At 72.1% G+C, this 17,353-nt stretch carries 17 protein-coding genes and 1 tRNA gene; 11 read left to right on the top strand and 7 right to left on the bottom strand.

The window, feature by feature from the left end:
- Positions 1–177 precede the first annotated feature (177 nt).
- Genes GA0111570_RS10590 through GA0111570_RS10600 form a run of 3 tightly spaced genes read left to right on the top strand, consistent with a single transcriptional unit; the run spans position 178 to position 3,021 of the window.
- Positions 178–1,896 (top strand): sensor histidine kinase, encoded by a 1,719-nt coding sequence (locus tag GA0111570_RS10590; protein WP_175557446.1) that lies wholly within the window; start codon positions 178–180, stop codon positions 1,894–1,896.
- Positions 1,889–2,650: a response regulator gene (locus GA0111570_RS10595; protein WP_092610511.1), complete on the top strand. Its 762-nt coding sequence runs from the start codon at positions 1,889–1,891 to the stop codon at positions 2,648–2,650. Before GA0111570_RS10590 ends, GA0111570_RS10595 begins: the two co-directional genes overlap by 8 nt.
- A 26-nt stretch (positions 2,651–2,676) precedes the next feature.
- Positions 2,677–3,021 carry a thioredoxin family protein gene (locus GA0111570_RS10600; protein ID WP_092610513.1) on the top strand — a complete coding sequence of 115 codons (345 nt, stop codon included), beginning with the start codon at positions 2,677–2,679 and terminating at the stop codon, positions 3,019–3,021.
- Positions 3,022–3,073: 52 nt separating this feature from the next.
- On the opposite strand, the gene bfr is transcribed toward GA0111570_RS10600, so the two are convergent.
- Both bfr and GA0111570_RS10610 read right to left on the bottom strand, forming a co-directional pair.
- On the bottom strand, positions 3,074–3,562 hold the full coding sequence (gene bfr / locus GA0111570_RS10605; RefSeq protein ID WP_092610515.1) for a bacterioferritin: 489 nt from the start codon (positions 3,560–3,562) through the stop codon (positions 3,074–3,076).
- Complete coding sequence (locus GA0111570_RS10610; protein ID WP_092610518.1) at positions 3,549–3,755, bottom strand: (2Fe-2S)-binding protein; 207 nt, start codon at positions 3,753–3,755, stop codon at positions 3,549–3,551. The genes bfr and GA0111570_RS10610 overlap by 14 nt, the downstream gene beginning before the upstream one ends.
- 141 nt (positions 3,756–3,896) lie before the next feature.
- On the opposite strand from GA0111570_RS10610, the gene orn reads away from it, so the two are divergent.
- Both orn and GA0111570_RS10620 read left to right on the top strand, forming a co-directional pair.
- Complete coding sequence (gene orn, locus GA0111570_RS10615) at positions 3,897–4,583, top strand: oligoribonuclease (RefSeq protein ID WP_092610521.1); 687 nt, start codon at positions 3,897–3,899, stop codon at positions 4,581–4,583.
- 125 nt (positions 4,584–4,708) lie between these two features.
- Positions 4,709–4,784 (top strand) — tRNA-His (locus GA0111570_RS10620).
- A 96-nt stretch (positions 4,785–4,880) separates the two neighbouring features.
- Here GA0111570_RS10620 and GA0111570_RS10625 read toward each other — a convergent pair.
- Positions 4,881–5,795 (bottom strand): ribokinase, encoded by a 915-nt coding sequence (locus tag GA0111570_RS10625; protein WP_139283217.1) that lies wholly within the window; start codon positions 5,793–5,795, stop codon positions 4,881–4,883.
- Between the two features lie 278 nt (positions 5,796–6,073).
- On the opposite strand from GA0111570_RS10625, the gene GA0111570_RS10630 reads away from it, so the two are divergent.
- The 3 genes from GA0111570_RS10630 to GA0111570_RS10640 are packed head-to-tail and all read left to right on the top strand — an operon-like array spanning position 6,074 to position 8,550.
- On the top strand, positions 6,074–7,234 hold the full coding sequence (locus GA0111570_RS10630) for a Mur ligase family protein (protein ID WP_245703153.1): 1,161 nt from the start codon (positions 6,074–6,076) through the stop codon (positions 7,232–7,234).
- Positions 7,231–7,983, top strand: coding sequence for a type 1 glutamine amidotransferase (locus GA0111570_RS10635; RefSeq protein WP_092610529.1), 753 nt, complete (start codon positions 7,231–7,233; stop codon positions 7,981–7,983). The genes GA0111570_RS10630 and GA0111570_RS10635 overlap by 4 nt, the downstream gene beginning before the upstream one ends.
- A gap of 39 nt (positions 7,984–8,022) precedes the next feature.
- Entirely contained in the window at positions 8,023–8,550 is a 528-nt protein-coding gene (locus GA0111570_RS10640; protein ID WP_092610532.1) for a hypothetical protein, read from the top strand.
- 13 nt (positions 8,551–8,563) lie between these two features.
- Here the strand turns inward: GA0111570_RS10640 and GA0111570_RS10645 are convergent, their stop codons facing one another.
- From GA0111570_RS10645 to GA0111570_RS10655, 3 genes are all read right to left on the bottom strand, one after another.
- Complete coding sequence (locus GA0111570_RS10645; RefSeq protein WP_092610535.1) at positions 8,564–9,250, bottom strand: exonuclease domain-containing protein; 687 nt, start codon at positions 9,248–9,250, stop codon at positions 8,564–8,566.
- A gap of 39 nt (positions 9,251–9,289) precedes the next feature.
- The gene (locus GA0111570_RS10650; RefSeq protein ID WP_175557447.1) at positions 9,290–11,167 is read right to left on the bottom strand and encodes a DUF294 nucleotidyltransferase-like domain-containing protein; all 1,878 of its coding nucleotides are present in this window, start codon (positions 11,165–11,167) and stop codon (positions 9,290–9,292) included.
- A 218-nt stretch (positions 11,168–11,385) separates the two neighbouring features.
- Entirely contained in the window at positions 11,386–11,736 is a 351-nt protein-coding gene (locus tag GA0111570_RS10655; RefSeq protein WP_092610541.1) for a Rieske (2Fe-2S) protein, read from the bottom strand.
- A gap of 142 nt (positions 11,737–11,878) precedes the next feature.
- Between GA0111570_RS10655 and GA0111570_RS18075 the strand changes: the two genes are divergently transcribed.
- Positions 11,879–12,370: an FMN-binding protein gene (locus tag GA0111570_RS18075; RefSeq protein ID WP_092610544.1), complete on the top strand. Its 492-nt coding sequence runs from the start codon at positions 11,879–11,881 to the stop codon at positions 12,368–12,370.
- A gap of 41 nt (positions 12,371–12,411) precedes the next feature.
- On the opposite strand, the gene GA0111570_RS10665 is transcribed toward GA0111570_RS18075, so the two are convergent.
- Positions 12,412–13,116 carry a Crp/Fnr family transcriptional regulator gene (locus tag GA0111570_RS10665; RefSeq protein ID WP_092610547.1) on the bottom strand — a complete coding sequence of 235 codons (705 nt, stop codon included), beginning with the start codon at positions 13,114–13,116 and terminating at the stop codon, positions 12,412–12,414.
- A 185-nt stretch (positions 13,117–13,301) separates the two neighbouring features.
- Between GA0111570_RS10665 and GA0111570_RS10670 the strand changes: the two genes are divergently transcribed.
- A complete protein-coding gene (locus GA0111570_RS10670) occupies positions 13,302–14,537 on the top strand; it encodes a hypothetical protein (protein WP_175557448.1) in 1,236 nt (411 codons plus the stop codon).
- Between the two features lies 1 nt (position 14,538).
- On the top strand, positions 14,539–17,310 hold the full coding sequence (locus tag GA0111570_RS10675) for a multicopper oxidase domain-containing protein (protein WP_217634114.1): 2,772 nt from the start codon (positions 14,539–14,541) through the stop codon (positions 17,308–17,310).
- The last annotated feature ends 43 nt before the right edge of the window (positions 17,311–17,353 follow it).

Consider the following 17,353-nt stretch of genomic DNA (forward strand, 5'->3'; position numbering starts at 1 on the left):
GGCAGGTCACCGCAGCCGAGGTGGGGTATGTCGATCGTCCGCCAGGGTGTGGCGCCGGTCACTATTGCGTTCATAAAGTTCATGAGGTACGTCACAATGGCCCCGTCAGGGGCGGCCTGCCCAGGGACGGGCGGAACATACGACGACGCGGCCAGGTGGCCGCAGACGGGAGGCGCCATGCACGGGTGGAGCCTGGCGCGCCGCCTCGCGGTCGGGCAGATGCTCGGGCTGCTCGTGTTGACGGTCCTGGCCAGCGCCCTCAGCTACATCCACACCCGGGAGACGGTGTACCGGGTGGAGGGCGACCACGTCCTGGCCACCGCTCGCCTGCTCGCCCAGGAGCAGGAGGTGCGCCAGGCGTACGCGACGGCCGATCCCTCCCAGGTCCTGCAACCGCTGGCGGTGGCCGCCGCCCAGCAGGCGGAGGTCAGCTGGGTGACCTTCATGGACCTGGACGGAACCCGGCTGTCCCACTGGCTGCCGAACTGGGTGGGCACGCACTACCCCGGCCGGATCGCGCCGGCCGTGGCCGGCACCGAGTTCGTCGAGACCTCCACCACCGGCACGGCCGGCCCCTCGGTACGGGCCGTGGTCCCCATCCGCGCCGCGACGCCCGGGGACACCGGTGCGGGGCAGGTGATCGGAGTGGTGTCCGTCGGGCAGCGGGTCTCCCAACTCGACATCGCGGTCCGCGCCCAGATCCCCACGCTGCTGGCCCTGGCCGCTCTGGTCGGAATCGCGGGTGCCCTCGCCAGCTGGGCGCTGAAGCGGTACCTGGACCGGGTCACCTTCGGCCTGGGGCCCGAGCAGCTCGCCCAGAACTTCACCTTCCTGGACACCGCCCTGCACAACGTCAATGTCGGGATCGTCCTGCTGGGACCCGGAGGCAGGCTGGGCCTGTACAACGACCGCGCCGCCGAGCTGCTCGGCCTGCCCACCCCCTCGGCATCCACCTCGCCCCCGGGCAAGGGGGCCGCGGCCCCGCACGTGGACGACCTGCACCTGCCGCTACCCCTGGCCGAGCTGCTGGCCTCGCGCCGGGAGGCCCGCGACGAGCTGTTCAGCGCCGGCGATCGCATCCTCGTGGTCAACCAGCACCGGACCCGAACCGCCCCCCGCTCGGGCCTGTTGCCCTGGCGTCGCCCGGGCCTGCCCGATGCCGACAACGGGTCCGTGGTCACCCTCTACGACCGTACGGACGTGCAGCACATGAACCGGGAGCTGGAGTCGACCCGTTCACTGACCGAGGCCCTGCGCTCCCAGACCCACGAGCACGCCAACCGGCTGCACACCGTCCTGTCGCTGCTCGAGCTGGGGCGCGCCGACCGGGCCCGGGAACTGCTGTCCCAGGGCCTGGAGACCGTGGGTACCCCCTCGGGCACCCTGCCGGACGACGATGCCGAGCCGGCCGTGAGCGCGCTGCTGGTCGCGAAGTCGGCGCAGGCCCGGGAACGCGGGGTCCGGATGGACTACCGCAACGAGATCGACTCCCCCACCGGGATCTCCGGCCGTGACTTGGTCACGCTGCTGGGGAACCTGCTGGACAACGCCATCGATGCGGCGGCCGACCCCGACCTGGACCCGACCGACCGCTGGGTCGACGCGCAGGCACGGCTGGAGGAGGACTGGCTGGTCCTCGAGGTGACCGACGGCGGAGACGGCCCGTCCGCGGCCGACGCGGACCGGATCTTCGACCTGGGCTGGTCGACCAAGCCCGCGGGCCCGGCCGGGCGGGGCATGGGCCTGGCCCTGGTGCGCCAGACCGCCCGCCAGCTCGGCGGGGACGTGGAGGTGGCCCGGGACTCGGGCACCGTGTTCACGGTGGAGGTGCCGACCGGCCACCGCCGGGCGGCCCTCGTCCGGAGCCACGAGGATGACGGGATCGCGCATGCGTGAGCACCAGGTGCTGATCGTGGAGGACGAGCCGGTGACCGCCGAGACCTACCGGGAGTACCTCGCCCGGGCCGGCGGGTTCGAGGTCGTGCACTCCTCCCCGACCGCTCGGGACGCGTTGGCCTTCCTGGCCGACCGGATGCGCCGGCACCACGGGTTCGGGGTGGACATGGTGCTGCTCGACATGAACCTTCCCGACGGTCACGGGCTGGACGTGCTGGGCCAACTGCGGGCGGCGGGCTTCACCGGTGGCGTCCTGGCGATGACCGCCGACACCGAACTGGAGACGATCCGCCGGTCCATCGCACTGGGCGTCGTCCAGTACCTGGTCAAGCCGTTCGGCTACCAGCAGTTCGCCGAGCGGGTGCGCGCCTTCCGGGAGCTGTCACTCGAGGTCGCCGGCGCCGGCCGGATCGAGGGCCAGCGGGACGTCGACCGGGCCTTCGCCCTGGTCCGTTCCGCCGCTCCGGCCGACCTGCCCAAGGGCCTGACCGAGGGCACGCTGAACGCGGTCGTCGAGCTCCTGCGGACCTCCGACGCCGCACGCAGCGCCGGCGAGGTGGGCGCCGCCGTCGGGACGTCCCGGGTGACCGCGCGGCGGTACCTGGAGCACCTGTACCGGGTGGGGATGGTGGACCGCTCGGCCCGGTACGGCGCCCCCGGCCGGCCCGAGAACGAGTACCGGTGGAGCGGCACCCGTACGAGCGGCACACCCACGGGAATCGATCCCCCGGGGCCGGCCACTCCCGGGGCATAGTGGTCGTACGAGACAGGAGAGCCGAGATGGCGATGGAACAGCGGTACGACGAGCAGCAGCCGGCGCGCGAGGACATCGATTCCCTCGACGGACCCGTGGTACTGGACTTCGGCACCAACTGGTGCGGCTACTGCCAGGCGTCGCGGGGCCCGGTCGAGGAGGCCCTCGCCGACTTCCCACAGGTCCGCCACGTGATGGTCGAGGACGGCCGCGGCCGGCCGCTGGGCCGGTCCTTCGGGGTCAAGCTCTGGCCGACGCTGGTCTTCCTGCGGGACGGGCAGGAGGTGGCGCGGTTGGTGCGGCCGACCGATCCCGGTGCGGTCCGTACGGCGCTGGCCGGCCTCGGGGCGGGGTCGGCCAGCACGGACTGAGATCGCGCCGAGCGCGGACGGATACGCGCCCGGGGTGCTGGACGGGGCCCGGTCAGGACGGGCGCGAGGACGGATCGACGTGCTGGGCCAGGTAGTTCTGGGCGCCCAGGCGGGTGATCGCGTCGAGCTGGGACTCGAACCAGTCAGCGTGCGACTCCTCGTCCCGGGCCATCTCCTCGAAGAACAGGGCGGTGGCGTGGTCACCGAGGTCGTGGCACTCCTGCGCCCCGCCGTTGAACTGGGCGATCGCGCCCAGCTCGGAGTCGATGGCCAGCTGGAGCATCTCCTCGGGGGTCTCGCCCACCTGGATCGCGTTCATCTTCTGGACGTTGGGGTGCCCGTCGAACATCAGGATGCGCTGGATCAGCTCGTCGGCGTCGTTCATCTCCCCGATGGAGAGGTCGTAGAAGGCCTTGCCCAGATGCGGCAGTCCCCAGTTGTCGAGCATCCGGGCCGACAGGAAGTAGCCGTTGATCACGGTGAGCTCGAGGGTGAGCGCATTGTTGAGCAGCTCGGTGACCCGAGGACTAACTGGCTTCACTGTCGACCTCCACGAGCGATGACTGGATGTCCTCCACATGCTGGCACACCACTCTGCGGACGGTAAAGACACAACCGCCGCAATCGGTGCCCGCCCTCGTGCCGCGGCAGACCTGTGCGACCGTACGGGCGCCGGCGTCGACGGCTGCACGGACGTCGCGATCGCTGACCACGTTGCACTGACACACGATCACGGGATCCTCCGGGGGTGGGCCTGGTTGACTGCGAACCAGGACTTAGGTAAGCCTCAACTAAGCGTGCGAGGGCGGATGTCTCCGCTCAAGGGCCTGTGCCATCCTCCGGGCCGATCCGCCGATCCGGACTAGGATCGCTGCGTGACGAATGAATTGGTGTGGATCGACTGCGAGATGACCGGCCTCGACCTGGTCCATGACGAACTGATCGAGGTCGCCGCCCTCGTGACCGATGCCGAGCTCAACGTGCTCGGTGACGGCGTGGACGTGCTGGTCAAGCCGTCGGCCGCAGCTCTGGAGCACATGGGCGACTTCGTCCGGCAGATGCACACCAAGTCCGGCCTGCTCGCCGAGCTGGACCGGGGCCTGACGATGGCCGAGGCCGAGCAGCAGGTCCTGGACTACATCCGCCAGTTCGTCAAGGAGCCGCGCAAGGCGCCGCTGGCCGGCAACACGATCGGGACCGACCGCACCTTCCTGGCCAAGGACATGCCGGAGCTGGAGGGCTACGTCCACTACCGCAACGTCGACGTCTCCTCGATCAAGGAGCTGTCGCGCCGCTGGTTCCCCCGGGCGTACTACCAGTCGCCGGCCAAGAACGGCAACCACCGCGCCCTGGCCGACATCCAGGAGTCGATCGAGGAGCTGCGCTACTACCGCGAGGCCGTCTTCGTGCAGCAGCCCGGCCCGGACACCGCCAGCCTGAAGCGGATCGCCCGCAAGCACCAGGGCACCCTGACCGGGATCGGCTCCTCCGACGCCACCTCGGAGACTGCTCCCGAGGGCATCCCGGAGGCCGGCGCCGCGTCCGTCCCCGACGCCGACTGACCGTCCCCACAGCTCGGCACAACCTGCCCGATCCACGCAAGGACGCCGATTGGCGTACGGAAGCAGAAGTTGGCTATACTGCTCGGGTTCGCCCAACCGGGTAGTAGTCCGGAGCGGGAAACATGGTGGGTATAGCTCAGGTGGTAGAGCACCTGGTTGTGGTCCAGGATGTCGCGGGTTCAAGTCCCGTTACTCACCCCAGGAGGTCGAGGCCCGAGCCCCGAGCAAGGAAACATTCCTTGGTCAGGGCTCGGGCCTTGGTCGTTCTCTCGCAGGTTCGCTGGGAGTCTCGCAGGTTCAGTGGAAGTCGAACGTGGGGAAGGACCGTACGGCCCCGCGCCGGGCCACCGTCCGGGTCGCCTGGCGAACGGCGGCGGCGGTCGCCTCCTGCACCCCCAGGCCCTTGGCGATCCCGGCGGTCAGCACCCCGACGAACGCGTCGCCGGCGCCGGCAGGATCGACGACCTGGGTGTTCTCGGCCAGCACCAACTCGACCGGACGGTGGGAGGGGACCACGACGGCACCCTCCGCGCCCATGCTGACCACGACGGAGGGGCCACGCTCGGCGAGCCGTACGGCGATCTCCTCGATGTCTCCGACGTCATGGGTGACCGGGACCCCGCACAGCGCGGCGGCCTCGACCTCGTTGACCACGAGGACGTCCAGGTGCCGGTAGAGGTCGGGGTCGATGTGCACCACCGGTGCCGGGTTGAACACCAGGCGGGTGGGCCACCCGGCCGCCATCCTGATGGTCGCCTCGATGGTGTCCTTGCCGACCTCGCCCTGCAGCAGGAGGACGCTGGCGGTCCGGAGCCGGTCTGCGACGTCGAGCACGGCGCCCACGTCGGTCAGCAGGTTGGCCCCCGGCAGCACGACCGTACGAACCGTCGCATCGGGCTCCAGGAACGTGTAGCCGTGGCCGGTGCGCTCCTCGGTGTGGATCGAGATCAGCTCGGTGTCGACTCCGAAGGCGGCGAGCTCCTCCATCACCAGGTCGCCGGCGACGTCGTCCCCGATGCTGCCGATCAGCCGCGCATCGACGCCGCTGCGGACCACGGCCACCGCCTGGTTGGCGCCCTTGCCGCCGAGGCTGGTGATCGGATGGGAGGCGACCACGATCTCGCCCGCCTCGGGGAGGCGCTCCACCGACATCAGCGTGTCCAGGGCGATGGAACCGATGACGTCCACCCGTCCCGCGGTGTGCACTGCCACGTAGCCCCCTTGGTCGATGTGAGCCGGAGTTTATCGCCGCTCCCCCTCGGCCGCGCCGAGTGTTCCGGAGACGCGAAGACCACGGTGGAGGTGACCATGCTCGCCGGTGGTGGACAATGGGCCCCATGGCATCCACTCTCGACCGACCGGGGACCCCACTACGACTCACCCCGGCCTCCCGTCTGCGCCTTGCCGCAGCCGTCGGCGCCGGCCGCATGGCGGCCACCGTCTCCCGGCTGACCGGCAAGGGATCGGGCGCCTCGATCCGTGGCCAGGTGATGACCCGGATCGACCCGGATGCCCTGGCCAAGCTGCTGTCGGGTCGCCGGATCGCAGCGGTCTCGGGGACCAACGGCAAGACCACCACCACCCACCTGCTCGCCGCGGCGATCCGCGCCGGCCTGGCTCCCGCTCGCGCGGACCGGATCGTGACCAATGCCGACGGCGCCAACCTGCACTACGGCATCGCCTCGGCCCTGTCCCAGGCCCCCACGGCGGACATCGCCGTGCTGGAGACCGACGAGCGGGTCGTGGCCGACATGATCCGGCTCGGCAGGCCCGAGGTGCTGGTGCTGCTGAACTTCTCCCGCGACCAGCTGGACCGCAACCACGAGATCAAGAAGCTCGCCCGCTCCTGGCGCGACGCGCTCGAGGCGGCCGGCGAGGACGGCCCGGTGGTGGTCGGTAACGCCGAGGAGCCGCTGGTCGTGTGGGCGGCGCAGACCGCCAAGCAGGTGGTGTGGGTCGACACCGCCTCCACCTGGCAGGAGGACGCCACGATGTGCCCGGCCTGCGGGGCGATCCTGATCCGGCGCAACCCGGACCCGGCCTCGGGTGATCCCGGCGACTGGGACTGCCCCGGCTGCGACCTGACCGAGCCGGCGGCGTCGATCCGGGTCGAGAACGGCCAGATCATCGACCAGCGCGGCATCGCCCACGACCCGCAGCTCCAGGTGCCCGGTGGGTTCAACGTCGGCAACGCCGCCTGCGCCCTCGCCGCCGCGCAGCTGATGGGGGTGAGCACCGAGGAGGCGCTGGCCGGGATGCGGACCGTGCACTCCCCCGCCGGCCGCTTCGCGACCGCCACCTTCGGCACCACCACCGCCCGGCTGCTGCTCGCCAAGAACCCGGCCGGCTGGCACGAGGCCCTGCCGCTCCTCGGCACCAGTACGGTCGTCCTGGCCATCGACGCCGTCGCGGCCGACGGCCGCGACCTGTCGTGGATGTGGGACGTCGACTACGAGCAGCTGGCCGGCAAGGACATCATCGCCACCGGGCCCCGGGCCCAGGACCTGGCGGTCCGACTGGCGTACGCCGAGGTTCCCTGCCGCGTGGTTCCGGACCTGTCCGAGGCGCTCGCCGGCCACCCCGACCCGGTCGACGTGCTGTCGACCTACACCCCGTTCCAGAAGCTGCGAAAGCTCGGAGGCCTGGCATGACCCGCCCCGTCCACATCGTCCTCGTCTACCAGTCGCTGCTCGGCATCTACGGTGACCGCGGCAACGCCACCGTCCTCACCAAGCGCCTGCAGTGGCGCGGGATCGAGAACACGTTGACCGTCGCCGAGCCCGGCGACCCGCTGCCCGACGACGCCGACCTCTACCTGCTCGGCGGGGGCGAGGACGGCGCCCAGACCACCGCGGTCCGGCTGCTCACCGAGGAGGGCACGCTGCACCGTGCCGCCGAGCGCGGCTCGGTCGTCTTCGGGGTCTGCGCCGGCTACCAGATCCTCGGCACGACCTTCACGGTCGGCGAGATGGACCGGGTGATGCCTGGGCTGGGCCTGCTCGACGTCTCGACCCGCCGCGGCACCACCCGCGCCGTCGGCGAGGTACTGACCCGGCTGCGCCCGCTGCCCGGCGACGTCTCGCCGCTGGCCGGCGACGACGCGCTGGTCACCGGCTTCGAGAACCACGGCGGCTTCACCACCCTCGGCGCCGACGCGCTCCCGCTGGCCGACGTGGAGATCGGGATCGGGAACGGGGACGCCACCCGGACCGAGGGCGCGATCCAGGGTTCGGTCATCGGCACCTATCCGCATGGCCCGGTGCTGGCCCGCAACCCGGCGCTGGCCGACTTCCTGCTCGAGACGGCCCTGGGGCACCGTCTCGACCCGCTCCCCCGCCCCGAGATCGACAAACTCCGCCAGGAGCGGATCGGCACCATCCGCCGGTCCTCCCGAGGCTGAGCCCTGACCGCCCCCTCCCCCCATCCGACGGAGATCGACGTGGACGTTCCTGACGAGGACATGCCCCCGACGCCCGACGACGACCTGCTCGCGCTGGTCGCCGCCGTGCTCAGCCGGGCCCAGGACCGCGAGGCCGCCGCGGTGGTGAGCGATGGCGACGAGCGCTACGAGGTGGCGGTCGCCCCCGGGGACCGGTGGGTCGTCCAGGCCTCGAGCACCGAGTGGATCGGCACCGGCGACTCGGTGGTCTCGTACGAGACGCAGCTGGCCGCCGGCGCACGACAGCGCACCGAGGAGTTCCCGCCCGGCTGGTACCACCCGGCGCTGGCCCTGCTGTGGCCCCACCTGCTGCCGGTATGGGGCCGGCTGGGAGACGAGTACCGTCCCGCGCGCATCATCGACGGCCTGAACGGGCCGGCCGGGATCGTCTGCGAGGCACTCGACGCCCCGGTCGTCGGCGGGGAGTCGCTCGGGCCCTGGGCGCACGTCCTGCTGAACGACGACCTGCGGATCACCCTGGTGGAGCTGGAGCAACGGACCTGGACCCTGCTCGACATCCACGAGTGAGGCCCGGCCGGGCTCAGGAGCGTACGGAGCGCAGCGGCTCGGACTCCAGGCCCAGCTCGGCGACCTGGGCCAGGTAGAGCTCCGCCGCCGCCAGGGCGTCGTCCAGGGCGTCGTGCGCGCCCATCACCGGCAGCCCGAACCGCGCCCGGGCGTTCCAGAGCCGCAGCTCGTCCGACCGCGGCTCGTCGTCGAAGCCGGGCGCCACGATCCGCTGCTGCAGCCGCATCGTGTCGACCACCGCGACATCGGGTCGTACGCCCCACAGACGCTGGCAGGCCGCCGTCAGGAAGCCGGTCTCCAGACCGGCGTGGTGGGCGACCAGCACCCGCCCGCGCAGCGCCTCCAGCAGTTCGCCGACCGCCTCGCCGAGCGGCTCACCGGCGGCGAGCCGGTCATCGGTCAGCCCGTGGATGGTCGCGCTCTGGCCCACCCCCGTCGCCCCCAGCTCCTCGCCCGAGACCAGCACCAGACCGGCCCCGCCGAGCACGATCGTGGTCGCCTCGATCGGCACCCAGCCGATGCTGAGGATCGCGTCGCTGCGCGGGTCGAGCCCGGTGGTCTCCATGTCGACCGCCAGCAGGGACAGCTCGGCCAGCGGCGTACGCCCCGAGGGGATCGGCGCCGCCAGGTACCGCTTCAGCGGGCCCTCGGGCAGGTTCGCCGCGCGCCGGCGCCCGCCACCCCCGAACCATCCGGCCATCAGTGCATTCCCCGTACGTCCGCGTGCATCGGGCCCGCCTCAGGAGACCGCGTGCAGGCGGTAGGTGTAGGCCAGCTCCTGCTGGGCGTCCCGGATGATCTTGAACGCGTCGCGCAGGCTGTTGCGGTCGATCGTCGGCAGTGCCGAGGGATCGATCACGTTGTCGGTGGGCTGTCCGTGCTCGGCCTGGTCGGACTGGTGGCGCAGCCGCAGGTGGCTGATCATGTCGTACGCCCCGCGCAGGTCGTCGGCGCGCTGCTGGGAGATGGTGCCGGTGGCCGCCGCGGCCCCCAGCCGGGCCCCGGTGCTGACCTCGGGCAGCCCTGCGGCCAGGGCGTGGATACGGGCGATCTGGACGATCGGGGCGATCCCGCCGGCCTTGAGGTCGAGGCCCTTGGTGCCCTGGCCGGCCCGGTCCAGCACGAAGCCGCGGAAGAAGCCGATCGGCGGCTGCCAGCTGACCGCCTCGCGGGCCAGCCGGGCCAGGAAGCGCGGGCTGGCCGAGGACCGGTGCACCGCTCCCAGCAGCGGTTCGACCAGTTCGGGGCCGGTCAGCGGGCGCATGTCGAAGAACGTGTCCGCGTTGAGCACGGCGGTGGAGTCCGGCTCGTTGATCCAGCCCCAGAACACGTGCTGCCACTGGTCACGGGTGAGGCGCCAGGCCGGGTTGGAGGCCATGATGTCGCCCGGGCACAGCGGATAGCCGCACGCGGCCATGCCCTGGGTGACCCGTTCGGCCAGCCCGGCGAACCACGCCGCGGCCGCCTCGTCGGGTTCCTCGGCGAGCACCAGCGCGTTGTCCTGGTCAGAGGACAACCCCAGCTCCAGCCGCCCCTGGGAGCCCAGGGCCACCCAGGCATATGCGAACGGCGCCGGGCCCAGGTCCTGCTCGGCGATCCGCAGCAGCGTACGGGTCACGGCGTCCCCGACCGCCGTGACGATCCGGCCGATCTCCGGGGCGGAGACATCCTGGCGGACCAGGTCGTGCACCAGGGCCGGCAGTCGGCCGCGGGCCGCGATGAGTTCCTCCAGGGAGCCACTGCTGGCGATGGTCCCGACGATCGCCACCGGATTGGCCTGCTGCAACCGCATCAGGTCGCCGCTGGTCACCATCCCGACCGGTTGGCCCCCGGAGACCACCGGCAGGTGGTGGAAGCCGCGCTGCATCATCGCCAGCATCGCATCGACGGCCGTCGCCTCGGTGCCGATGGTGAAGGGGTCGGCGGTCATGATCGTGGCAACCGCCGCATCGGCGGGGCGGCCCTCCCCGACCACCAGCCGGCGCATGTCCCGGTCCGTGACGATCCCGCTGAGCACGAGCCGGTCGGCCCCACCCTGGTCCGCACGGGTGACCAGTAGGGCGGAGACGCCCTGGCCGGTCATCAACCGGGCCGCGTCGCGGATGGAGACGGCCTCGTCGACGGCCACCGGCGGGCGCGCGACCAGGTCCCCCAGCTCGGTGCGCAGGACGTCGTGGCCCGCCTCCGGCGTACGCAGCGCCTCGACCGCGGCCCGGACCCGCTCGGCCGACTGCACGTCGAAGAACCGGGAGAAGTCGCGGTGCTCGGCCAGCAGCCGCCGGAAGTCCTCCGGCGACATCAGCAGGGCGAGGCTGTCCTCCAGCGCGACCATGGTGAAGCGCGACGGCGAGTCGTCGCGGACCGAGGAGACGCCGAAGACGTCGCCCTCGACACACCGGTCGGCGAGGGCTCCGTTGGTATCGGTGATGTCGACCACCCCGCTGCGCAGCACGTACGCCGCCTCGGCTCGCCGGCCCGCGGTGAGGATCACCGTGTCACGGCGGTAGTACCGGCTGGTCATCCGCGTCACCAGGTCCTCGAGGACCGGGCCGGGCAACCGGTCGAAGGGGTGGTGGGCGGCCAGGAAGTCCCGGATGGCGGTGAGCTCGACGTTCATCGGTCTCCTGTCACGGGTGGCAGGGCGGCCACACCAGCAGGCGTGGTCCGCGCTCTGCGGCAAGGATCTCATGCCTGCACCGGAGCGTCCCGGCTTTCCCGGTCCGGGTCGCCAGGCCTGGTAGGAGGATCCTGGTCGCCGACGGGTCCGAGCGCGGCGCCAGGATCTACGGGTGGGAGTACTGCCTGGAGTTCACGGTCGGCGGAGTCCGCCCCGGGTCAGAGGACCGGTGCCCCCTCGGCGGGGACGCCGGGGAACAGCCAGAGCTCCTCGTCACGTACCTCGACCCGGTGCGTGGGGGTGGGCCAGTTCGCCGGGAAGCAGGTCGGCATGCCGTCGGTCAGCCGGAACCGGGCCAGGTGCAGCGGGCAGACGACCTCGCCCTCCTCCAGCCACCCACGCGACAGCAGGGCCTCCTGGTGGCTGCACATGTCGTCGAGCGCGTAGTAGGCCTCGCCGTCCCGGAACACCGCGATGTCCTCCACCGTGCCGGTCGTCGCCTTCGGAACGACCAGGACCCCCTGGTCGGCGATGTCGCCCACGGCGGCGATCCTGATGCCCTCGGCCATCGTTGCGTCCCTTTCCCTGTGCTGCGATCGACCCATGGATCGTACGCGGGAAGCTCCCAACCTCGCCCCACACGTCTCACAGCACCGGCAAAGCCTCCCGGCGTGACATGGAGTCACCAGTCCGAGTCGCAGGAGGAACGCCATGAAATTCGCCAAACCCGCCGCCATCGCCGGGGCCACACTGGCCGCCGTCACCGGCGTCCTGGTCCTCAACCCGACCCAGAGCACCGTCTCGGCCCTCTCCCGCACCACCACGTCGGGACAGTCCGTCGGCACCACCAGCACGAGCGGAACCACGTCCGGCTCCGGTTCCACCAGCTCCAGTGGCTCCAGCAGCAGCTCCAGCTCCAGGGGCACCAAGACGGTCACCGGCGCCGCCGCCTCCTCGCCGTACGGGGACATGCAGGTGCAGGCGACGATCACCAACGGCAAGATCACTGCCATCAAGTGGGTCTCCCTGCCCAGCGACGGGCACTCGCAGCGGATCAACAGTTACGCGGCCCCGGCCCTGGTCCAGCAGGCACTGACCGCACAGTCGGCCAACGTCGACGGGGTCTCGGGCGCGTCGTACACCACGGACGGCTTCCGCACGTCCCTGCAGTCGGCGCTGACCCAGGCCGGCTTCACGTCCTGACGTCCCCTCCCTCCTGACCGCGACCGCGACCGTGGCCCGGGCTATCGCCCGCCGACCAGGTCCACCAGGGTGCCGGGCTCCAGCAGGTCGATCTCGCGCGTGCCGTGCAGCGCGACCACCCCGTCGTGGGCCCACCGGGCCAGGGTGCGGCTGAGAGTCTCCGGGGTGGTGCCCAGCAGTGAGGCGATGTCCTTCTTGGCCAGCGGCAACCGGAGGCGTACGCACCCCTCGATCCGCTCCGAGGGAAGGTCCAGCAGGTAGTCCGCCAGGCGTACGTCCACGTCGGCCGAGCTGAGGGCGGCGAGGCGGTGCTCGGTCTCGGAGAGCCGCCGGCTGATGGTGGTCAGGATGCCCAGGCCGATGCTGGGGTGCCCGGCGACCAGGCCGGCCAGGTCATCGTGCCGGAAGACGCACATCCGGCTGTCGGTCATCGCCGTGGCCCAGTGGTCGGGCCGCTCCCCGGTGAGGAAGGCGCCCTCGCCGATGAAGTCACCAGGTCCGAGCACCCGGATCAGCTGCTCGTGGCCGTCGGGGCTGTACCGGGAGATCCGGACCTTGCCGGTGTGGACGACCATCAGCTGCGAGGTCTCCTGGCCGGCGCGGTAGATCACCTCGCCCTTGGCCACCGTGGTCGAGCGGGCCAGCCCGGCGACGGCGTCCTGGTCCTGGGCCGACAGGGCACCGAAGATCGGCACCCTGCTGACGCAGGTGTCGCCGCGCGGCGCGAGCGGGAGGGTCGTCCTCATGGTGTCGTGCTCCTGACTGCCGGGACGCCGACCGTCCCGACCCGGGCGCGGTGGTGTCCACCACCTGCCTACCCCACGGGTGCCGACCCGTCCGGCGATCCGTCGGATCGGCGGCGTCCGGTGCTGTCCGACACCCACGTCGGCCCCGAGTGGCAGCGCTTCGACATTATTTATACACTCGTTCCGTGATTAATTTGAGCGCCTCCCGCCGCAGGTCGCTGGCGCGTGGCCGGATGGCCCTGCTGGTCCCCAGCGGGATCGCCCTCCTGCTCGGCCTGGACGCCGGACTGCTGCTGCTCGGGCTGCCGGCCCCGCTGAGCACCCGGCGCCTGCCGGAGGTGCACGGCATGGTGATGACGATCGGTTTCGTGGGATCCCTGATCGCCCTGGAGCGCGCGGTCGCCCAGGGCCGCAAGCTCGCCTATACCGCCCCGCTCGGCATGTCGCTGGGGGCGCTGCTCGCGCTCTCCCCCGCCCCGTTGTGGGTCGGCCAGGCGGTGATGCTGGTCGGCGCGTTCGCGATGGTGCTCGGCTACCTGCCGCTGTGGCGCCGGTCGTACGACCCCGCGGTGGCGATCCAGTTCTCCGGCGCCTTCCTGGCCGTCGGCGCGACCGGTCTGTGGCTCGGCGGGGTGGCGATCCCGCAACTGGTGCCCTGGCTGACCGGCTTCCTGGTGCTCACCATCGCCGGCGAACGCGTCGAGCTGGCCCGGATCGGCCAGCTGACCGCCGACCCCACTCGCCAGGAACGCCATGACGGCCAGGCGCTCGCCCTGGCCATGGCACTCGTGGTCGTCATCGCCGCCGCGAGCCTGTGGCCGGATGTCGGCCTGCCCGTCTTCGGCGGGCTCCTGGTCCTGGTCTCGGCGGTCTTCGCGTTCCGTGACATCGCCCGCCGGACCGTACGCTCCACCGGCCTGCCCCGCTTCAGCGCCGCCTGCCTGCTGGCCGGCTACGCCTGGCTGGCGGTGGCCGGGGTGCTGTGGTTCCGGCCGGCGCTCTCCGGACTGCGCTACGACGCGGTGCTGCACGCCACCTTCCTGGGCTTCGTGATGTCGATGATCCTGGCGCACGCCCCGGTGATCCTGCCGGCCGTGCTGCGCCGCCCCTTGCCGTACACGCCGGCGTTCTGGGGGGTGGCCGTGCTGCTGCACGGCTCCCTGCTGGTCCGGGTGGTCGGCGACCTCGCCGGCAGCGAGCCCGTCCGGGCCGTCGCCGGCACCCTGAACGTGTTGGCACTGCTCGCCCTCGTCGCCACAGCAGTGGCGAGCAGTGCCAACGCAACCCGTGTGGCGGGCCTGGCTCCGGCAGTGCCGGTGGGACGCCCGCGACGTACGCCCACGCCGCCGACCCCCGTGGCCGAGCCGAACCCGACCCCTGCCGCCGACCCGGCCACCCCCGACCAGCACCAGAAGGCCTGACATGCAGATCGCCGAACCGACCCGGACGCCCGAGCGTCGCCCCACCGGCCGTCGCCGCCGGATGCTGGTGCGCTCGCTGCCGATGTTCGCCTGGCTGTTCGCCGACGTCGTGATCGTGATGATGCACCGGTTCGTGCCGGAGCCGCGCTGGCTGATGGTCCACCTGCTGCTGCTCGGCGCGGTGTCCAACGCCATCGTCGTCTGGTCCTCCTACTTCGCCGACGCCGTCCTGCGCGGCACCGCCGACCATGCCCGCCGCGACGCGCTCGTGATCGGCCTGCTCAACGTCGGCGCGCTCGGCGTGGTGGCCTCCGCCGTGACCGACCGGCACGACCTGCTGTACGGCGGAGCCGTCCTCGTCGGGCTCGCCGCGGTGGTGCACGCGGCCGCACTGGTCCGCCAGCTGCGCACCTCGCTGCCGGCCCGCTTCACCATCGCGGTGCGCTACTACGTCACCGCCGCGCTGATGCTGCCGGTCGGAGCCTGGCTGGGCACCCGGCTGGCATCCTCCGAGGGCGAGGTGTTCGCCCGGGAACTGCTGGCCCACCTGGCGCTCAACCTGCTCGGCTGGGTCGGCCTGACCATCGCCGGCACCGTCATCACGCTCTGGCCGACGATGTTGCGCACCCGCGCGGACGACGCCACCGTCATGGTCGGGCGCCGCGCCTGGTGGCTGCTGACCGGCTCGACCGTCCTGCTGGCGGGTGCCGGGCTGGCCGGCTGGCGCTGGATCGCGGTGCTGGCGGTGCTCGGCTACCTCGCCGGCCTGGCCACGATCGCCGGCCCACTGGTCCGCGAGGCCCTCGGCCGTCGCCCGTCCGACTTCGGCACCTGGTCGATGCTGGCCGGGCTGCTGTGGTGGGCCGGCTGCATGGTGGCGGTCGGGGTGCAGCTGACCGGCGCCCGGGACCTGACCGCGGCGCTGGGCGGCATCCGGACCCTGGTCGGCCCGTTCGCCGCAGGCTTCGTGGCCCAGGTCGTCCTGGGCGCGCTCAGCTACCTGCTGCCGGTCGTGATCGGCGGCGGACCCTCGATCGTCCGCCGGACCACCGGGGTCGTCGACGCCGGTGCCGCCACCCGGGTGGTGCTGGCCAACGCCAGTGGGCTGGTTTTCCTGCTGCCGGTGCCGAGCCTGGTCAAGGTCACCACCTCGCTGACCGTGTACGCGGTGATGGCCTGGACGATCGGCCTGCTGGTCGCCACCGTCGTCACCGGGCTACGACTGGTCGGCCGCCGCAGTGGCGTCGCCCAGGCTTCGTACGTCCCGGCACCGTACGTCCCGGAGGACGACGCGACCCGGCGCCGCCGGGCCCAGGGACAGTCCGCGGCGGCGATCGGCGTGCTCGCCCTCCTGGTCGTGCTCGCCGGGGTCGTCGACCCGGTCGCCGTCGTCCGCTCCCCGACCCCGCGCGCCGCGGCGATGACCGGGACCGCTGCGCAGCAGACCTCCTCGATCCCCGCCACCGGCCACACCACGACCGTGCAGGTCAGCGCGGCCAACATGCGCTTCACCCCCTCCTCGATCGACGTCCCGGTCGGCGACCGGCTGGTCCTCGAGGTGACCAACACCGAGACCAGCGGCCAGGTGCACGACCTGGTCCTGGCCAACGGCGCCACCACCGGCAAGCTCGCCCCTGGCGACACCGCGACCCTCGACGCGGGGATCATCGGGGCCTCCACCGAGGCCTGGTGCTCGATCGCCGGACACCGCCAGATGGGGATGACCCTGACGATCAACGCGGTCGGCGCCGCCGGGGCTCCCGCTCCGGCCACCGGCTCCGCGGCTCCGGCCGCCGGGTCCGCGACGCACGGCATGGCCGGCATGTCCGCCGCAGCCACCGCCCCGGGTCCCGACGCGGTCTGGAACCGCAGCGCCACCCCGGCGGCGGGCCGGCAGGCGTACGCCCCCGAGCTGCCCCCGGTCGGGCCGGAGCGTACGCACAAGCTGACCTTCACCGTCAAGGAACTCCAGCAGGAGGTCGCCCCGGGGGTGACCCAGGAGGTCTGGACGTTCAACGGCACCGTGCCGGGCACCCCGCTGCACGGACGGATCGGGGACGTCTTCGAGATCACCCTGGTCAACGACGGGACGATGGGCCACGGCATCGACTTCCACGCCGGCGCACTCGCCCCCGACAAGCCGATGCGGACGATCGCCCCGGGCCAGTCCCTCACCTACCGGTTCACCGCGACCCGGGCCGGGGTCTGGATGTACCACTGCTCCACCATGCCGATGTCGACCCACATCGCCAACGGCATGTACGGGGCGGTGGTGATCGACCCGCCCGACCTCCCCCCGGTCGCCCACGAGTACCTGCTGGTCCAGGGCGAGCAGTACTACGGCCCGCAGGGAGCCGCCGGGAACGCCGACAAGATCGCCGCCCGCACCCCCGATGCCGTCGTCTTCAACGGCTATCCCAACCAGTACGACACGACCCCGCTGAGGGCCCGTACCGGCGAGCGCGTCCGCCTCTGGGTCCTCGATGCCGGACCGAACGAGTCGCTGGCCTTCCATGTCGTCGGTGCCCAGTTCGACTCGGTCTGGAAGGAGGGTAGCTGGCTGCTGCGCTGCGGGCGCGGCCCCGGCGAGGTCACCGGTTCCACGGCGTGTACGGACCAGGGTCCGGGCGGCAGCCAGACCCTGGACCTGCTGGCCAGCCAGGGCGGCTTCGTCGAACTGGTCCCGCCCGAGGCCGGCCACTACTCCATCGTCAACCACGAGATGACGCTGGCCGAGCGCGGCGCACACGGCACCCTGGCCGTCACCGACTGATCCGCCGGGCCGGGGTGGCCCGGCTCGGCCGACCGCCGGCGCT

It is taken from the genome of Raineyella antarctica (assembly GCF_900092135.1).
Taxonomy (GTDB): Bacteria; Actinomycetota; Actinomycetes; order Propionibacteriales; family Propionibacteriaceae; genus Raineyella; species Raineyella antarctica.

What these genes read in the sequence shown, in the direction of transcription:
- GA0111570_RS10600 (WP_092610513.1), top strand. Translation starts at nt 2,677, where the DNA reads ATGGCGATGGAACAGCGGTACGACGAGCAGCAGCCGGCGCGCGAGGAC.
- GA0111570_RS18075 (WP_092610544.1), top strand. Translation starts at nt 11,879, where the DNA reads ATGAAATTCGCCAAACCCGCCGCCATCGCCGGGGCCACACTGGCCGCC.
- GA0111570_RS10650 (WP_175557447.1), bottom strand. Translation starts at nt 11,167, where the DNA reads ATGAACGTCGAGCTCACCGCCATCCGGGACTTCCTGGCCGCCCACCAC.
- GA0111570_RS10635 (WP_092610529.1), top strand. Translation starts at nt 7,231, where the DNA reads ATGACCCGCCCCGTCCACATCGTCCTCGTCTACCAGTCGCTGCTCGGC.
- GA0111570_RS10595 (WP_092610511.1), top strand. Translation starts at nt 1,889, where the DNA reads ATGCGTGAGCACCAGGTGCTGATCGTGGAGGACGAGCCGGTGACCGCC.
- GA0111570_RS10645 (WP_092610535.1), bottom strand. Translation starts at nt 9,250, where the DNA reads ATGGCCGGATGGTTCGGGGGTGGCGGGCGCCGGCGCGCGGCGAACCTG.
- GA0111570_RS10665 (WP_092610547.1), bottom strand. Translation starts at nt 13,116, where the DNA reads ATGAGGACGACCCTCCCGCTCGCGCCGCGCGGCGACACCTGCGTCAGC.
- GA0111570_RS10675 (WP_217634114.1), top strand. Translation starts at nt 14,539, where the DNA reads ATGCAGATCGCCGAACCGACCCGGACGCCCGAGCGTCGCCCCACCGGC.
- GA0111570_RS10590 (WP_175557446.1), top strand. Translation starts at nt 178, where the DNA reads ATGCACGGGTGGAGCCTGGCGCGCCGCCTCGCGGTCGGGCAGATGCTC.
- GA0111570_RS10630 (WP_245703153.1), top strand. Translation starts at nt 6,074, where the DNA reads ATGACCCGGATCGACCCGGATGCCCTGGCCAAGCTGCTGTCGGGTCGC.
- GA0111570_RS10655 (WP_092610541.1), bottom strand. Translation starts at nt 11,736, where the DNA reads ATGGCCGAGGGCATCAGGATCGCCGCCGTGGGCGACATCGCCGACCAG.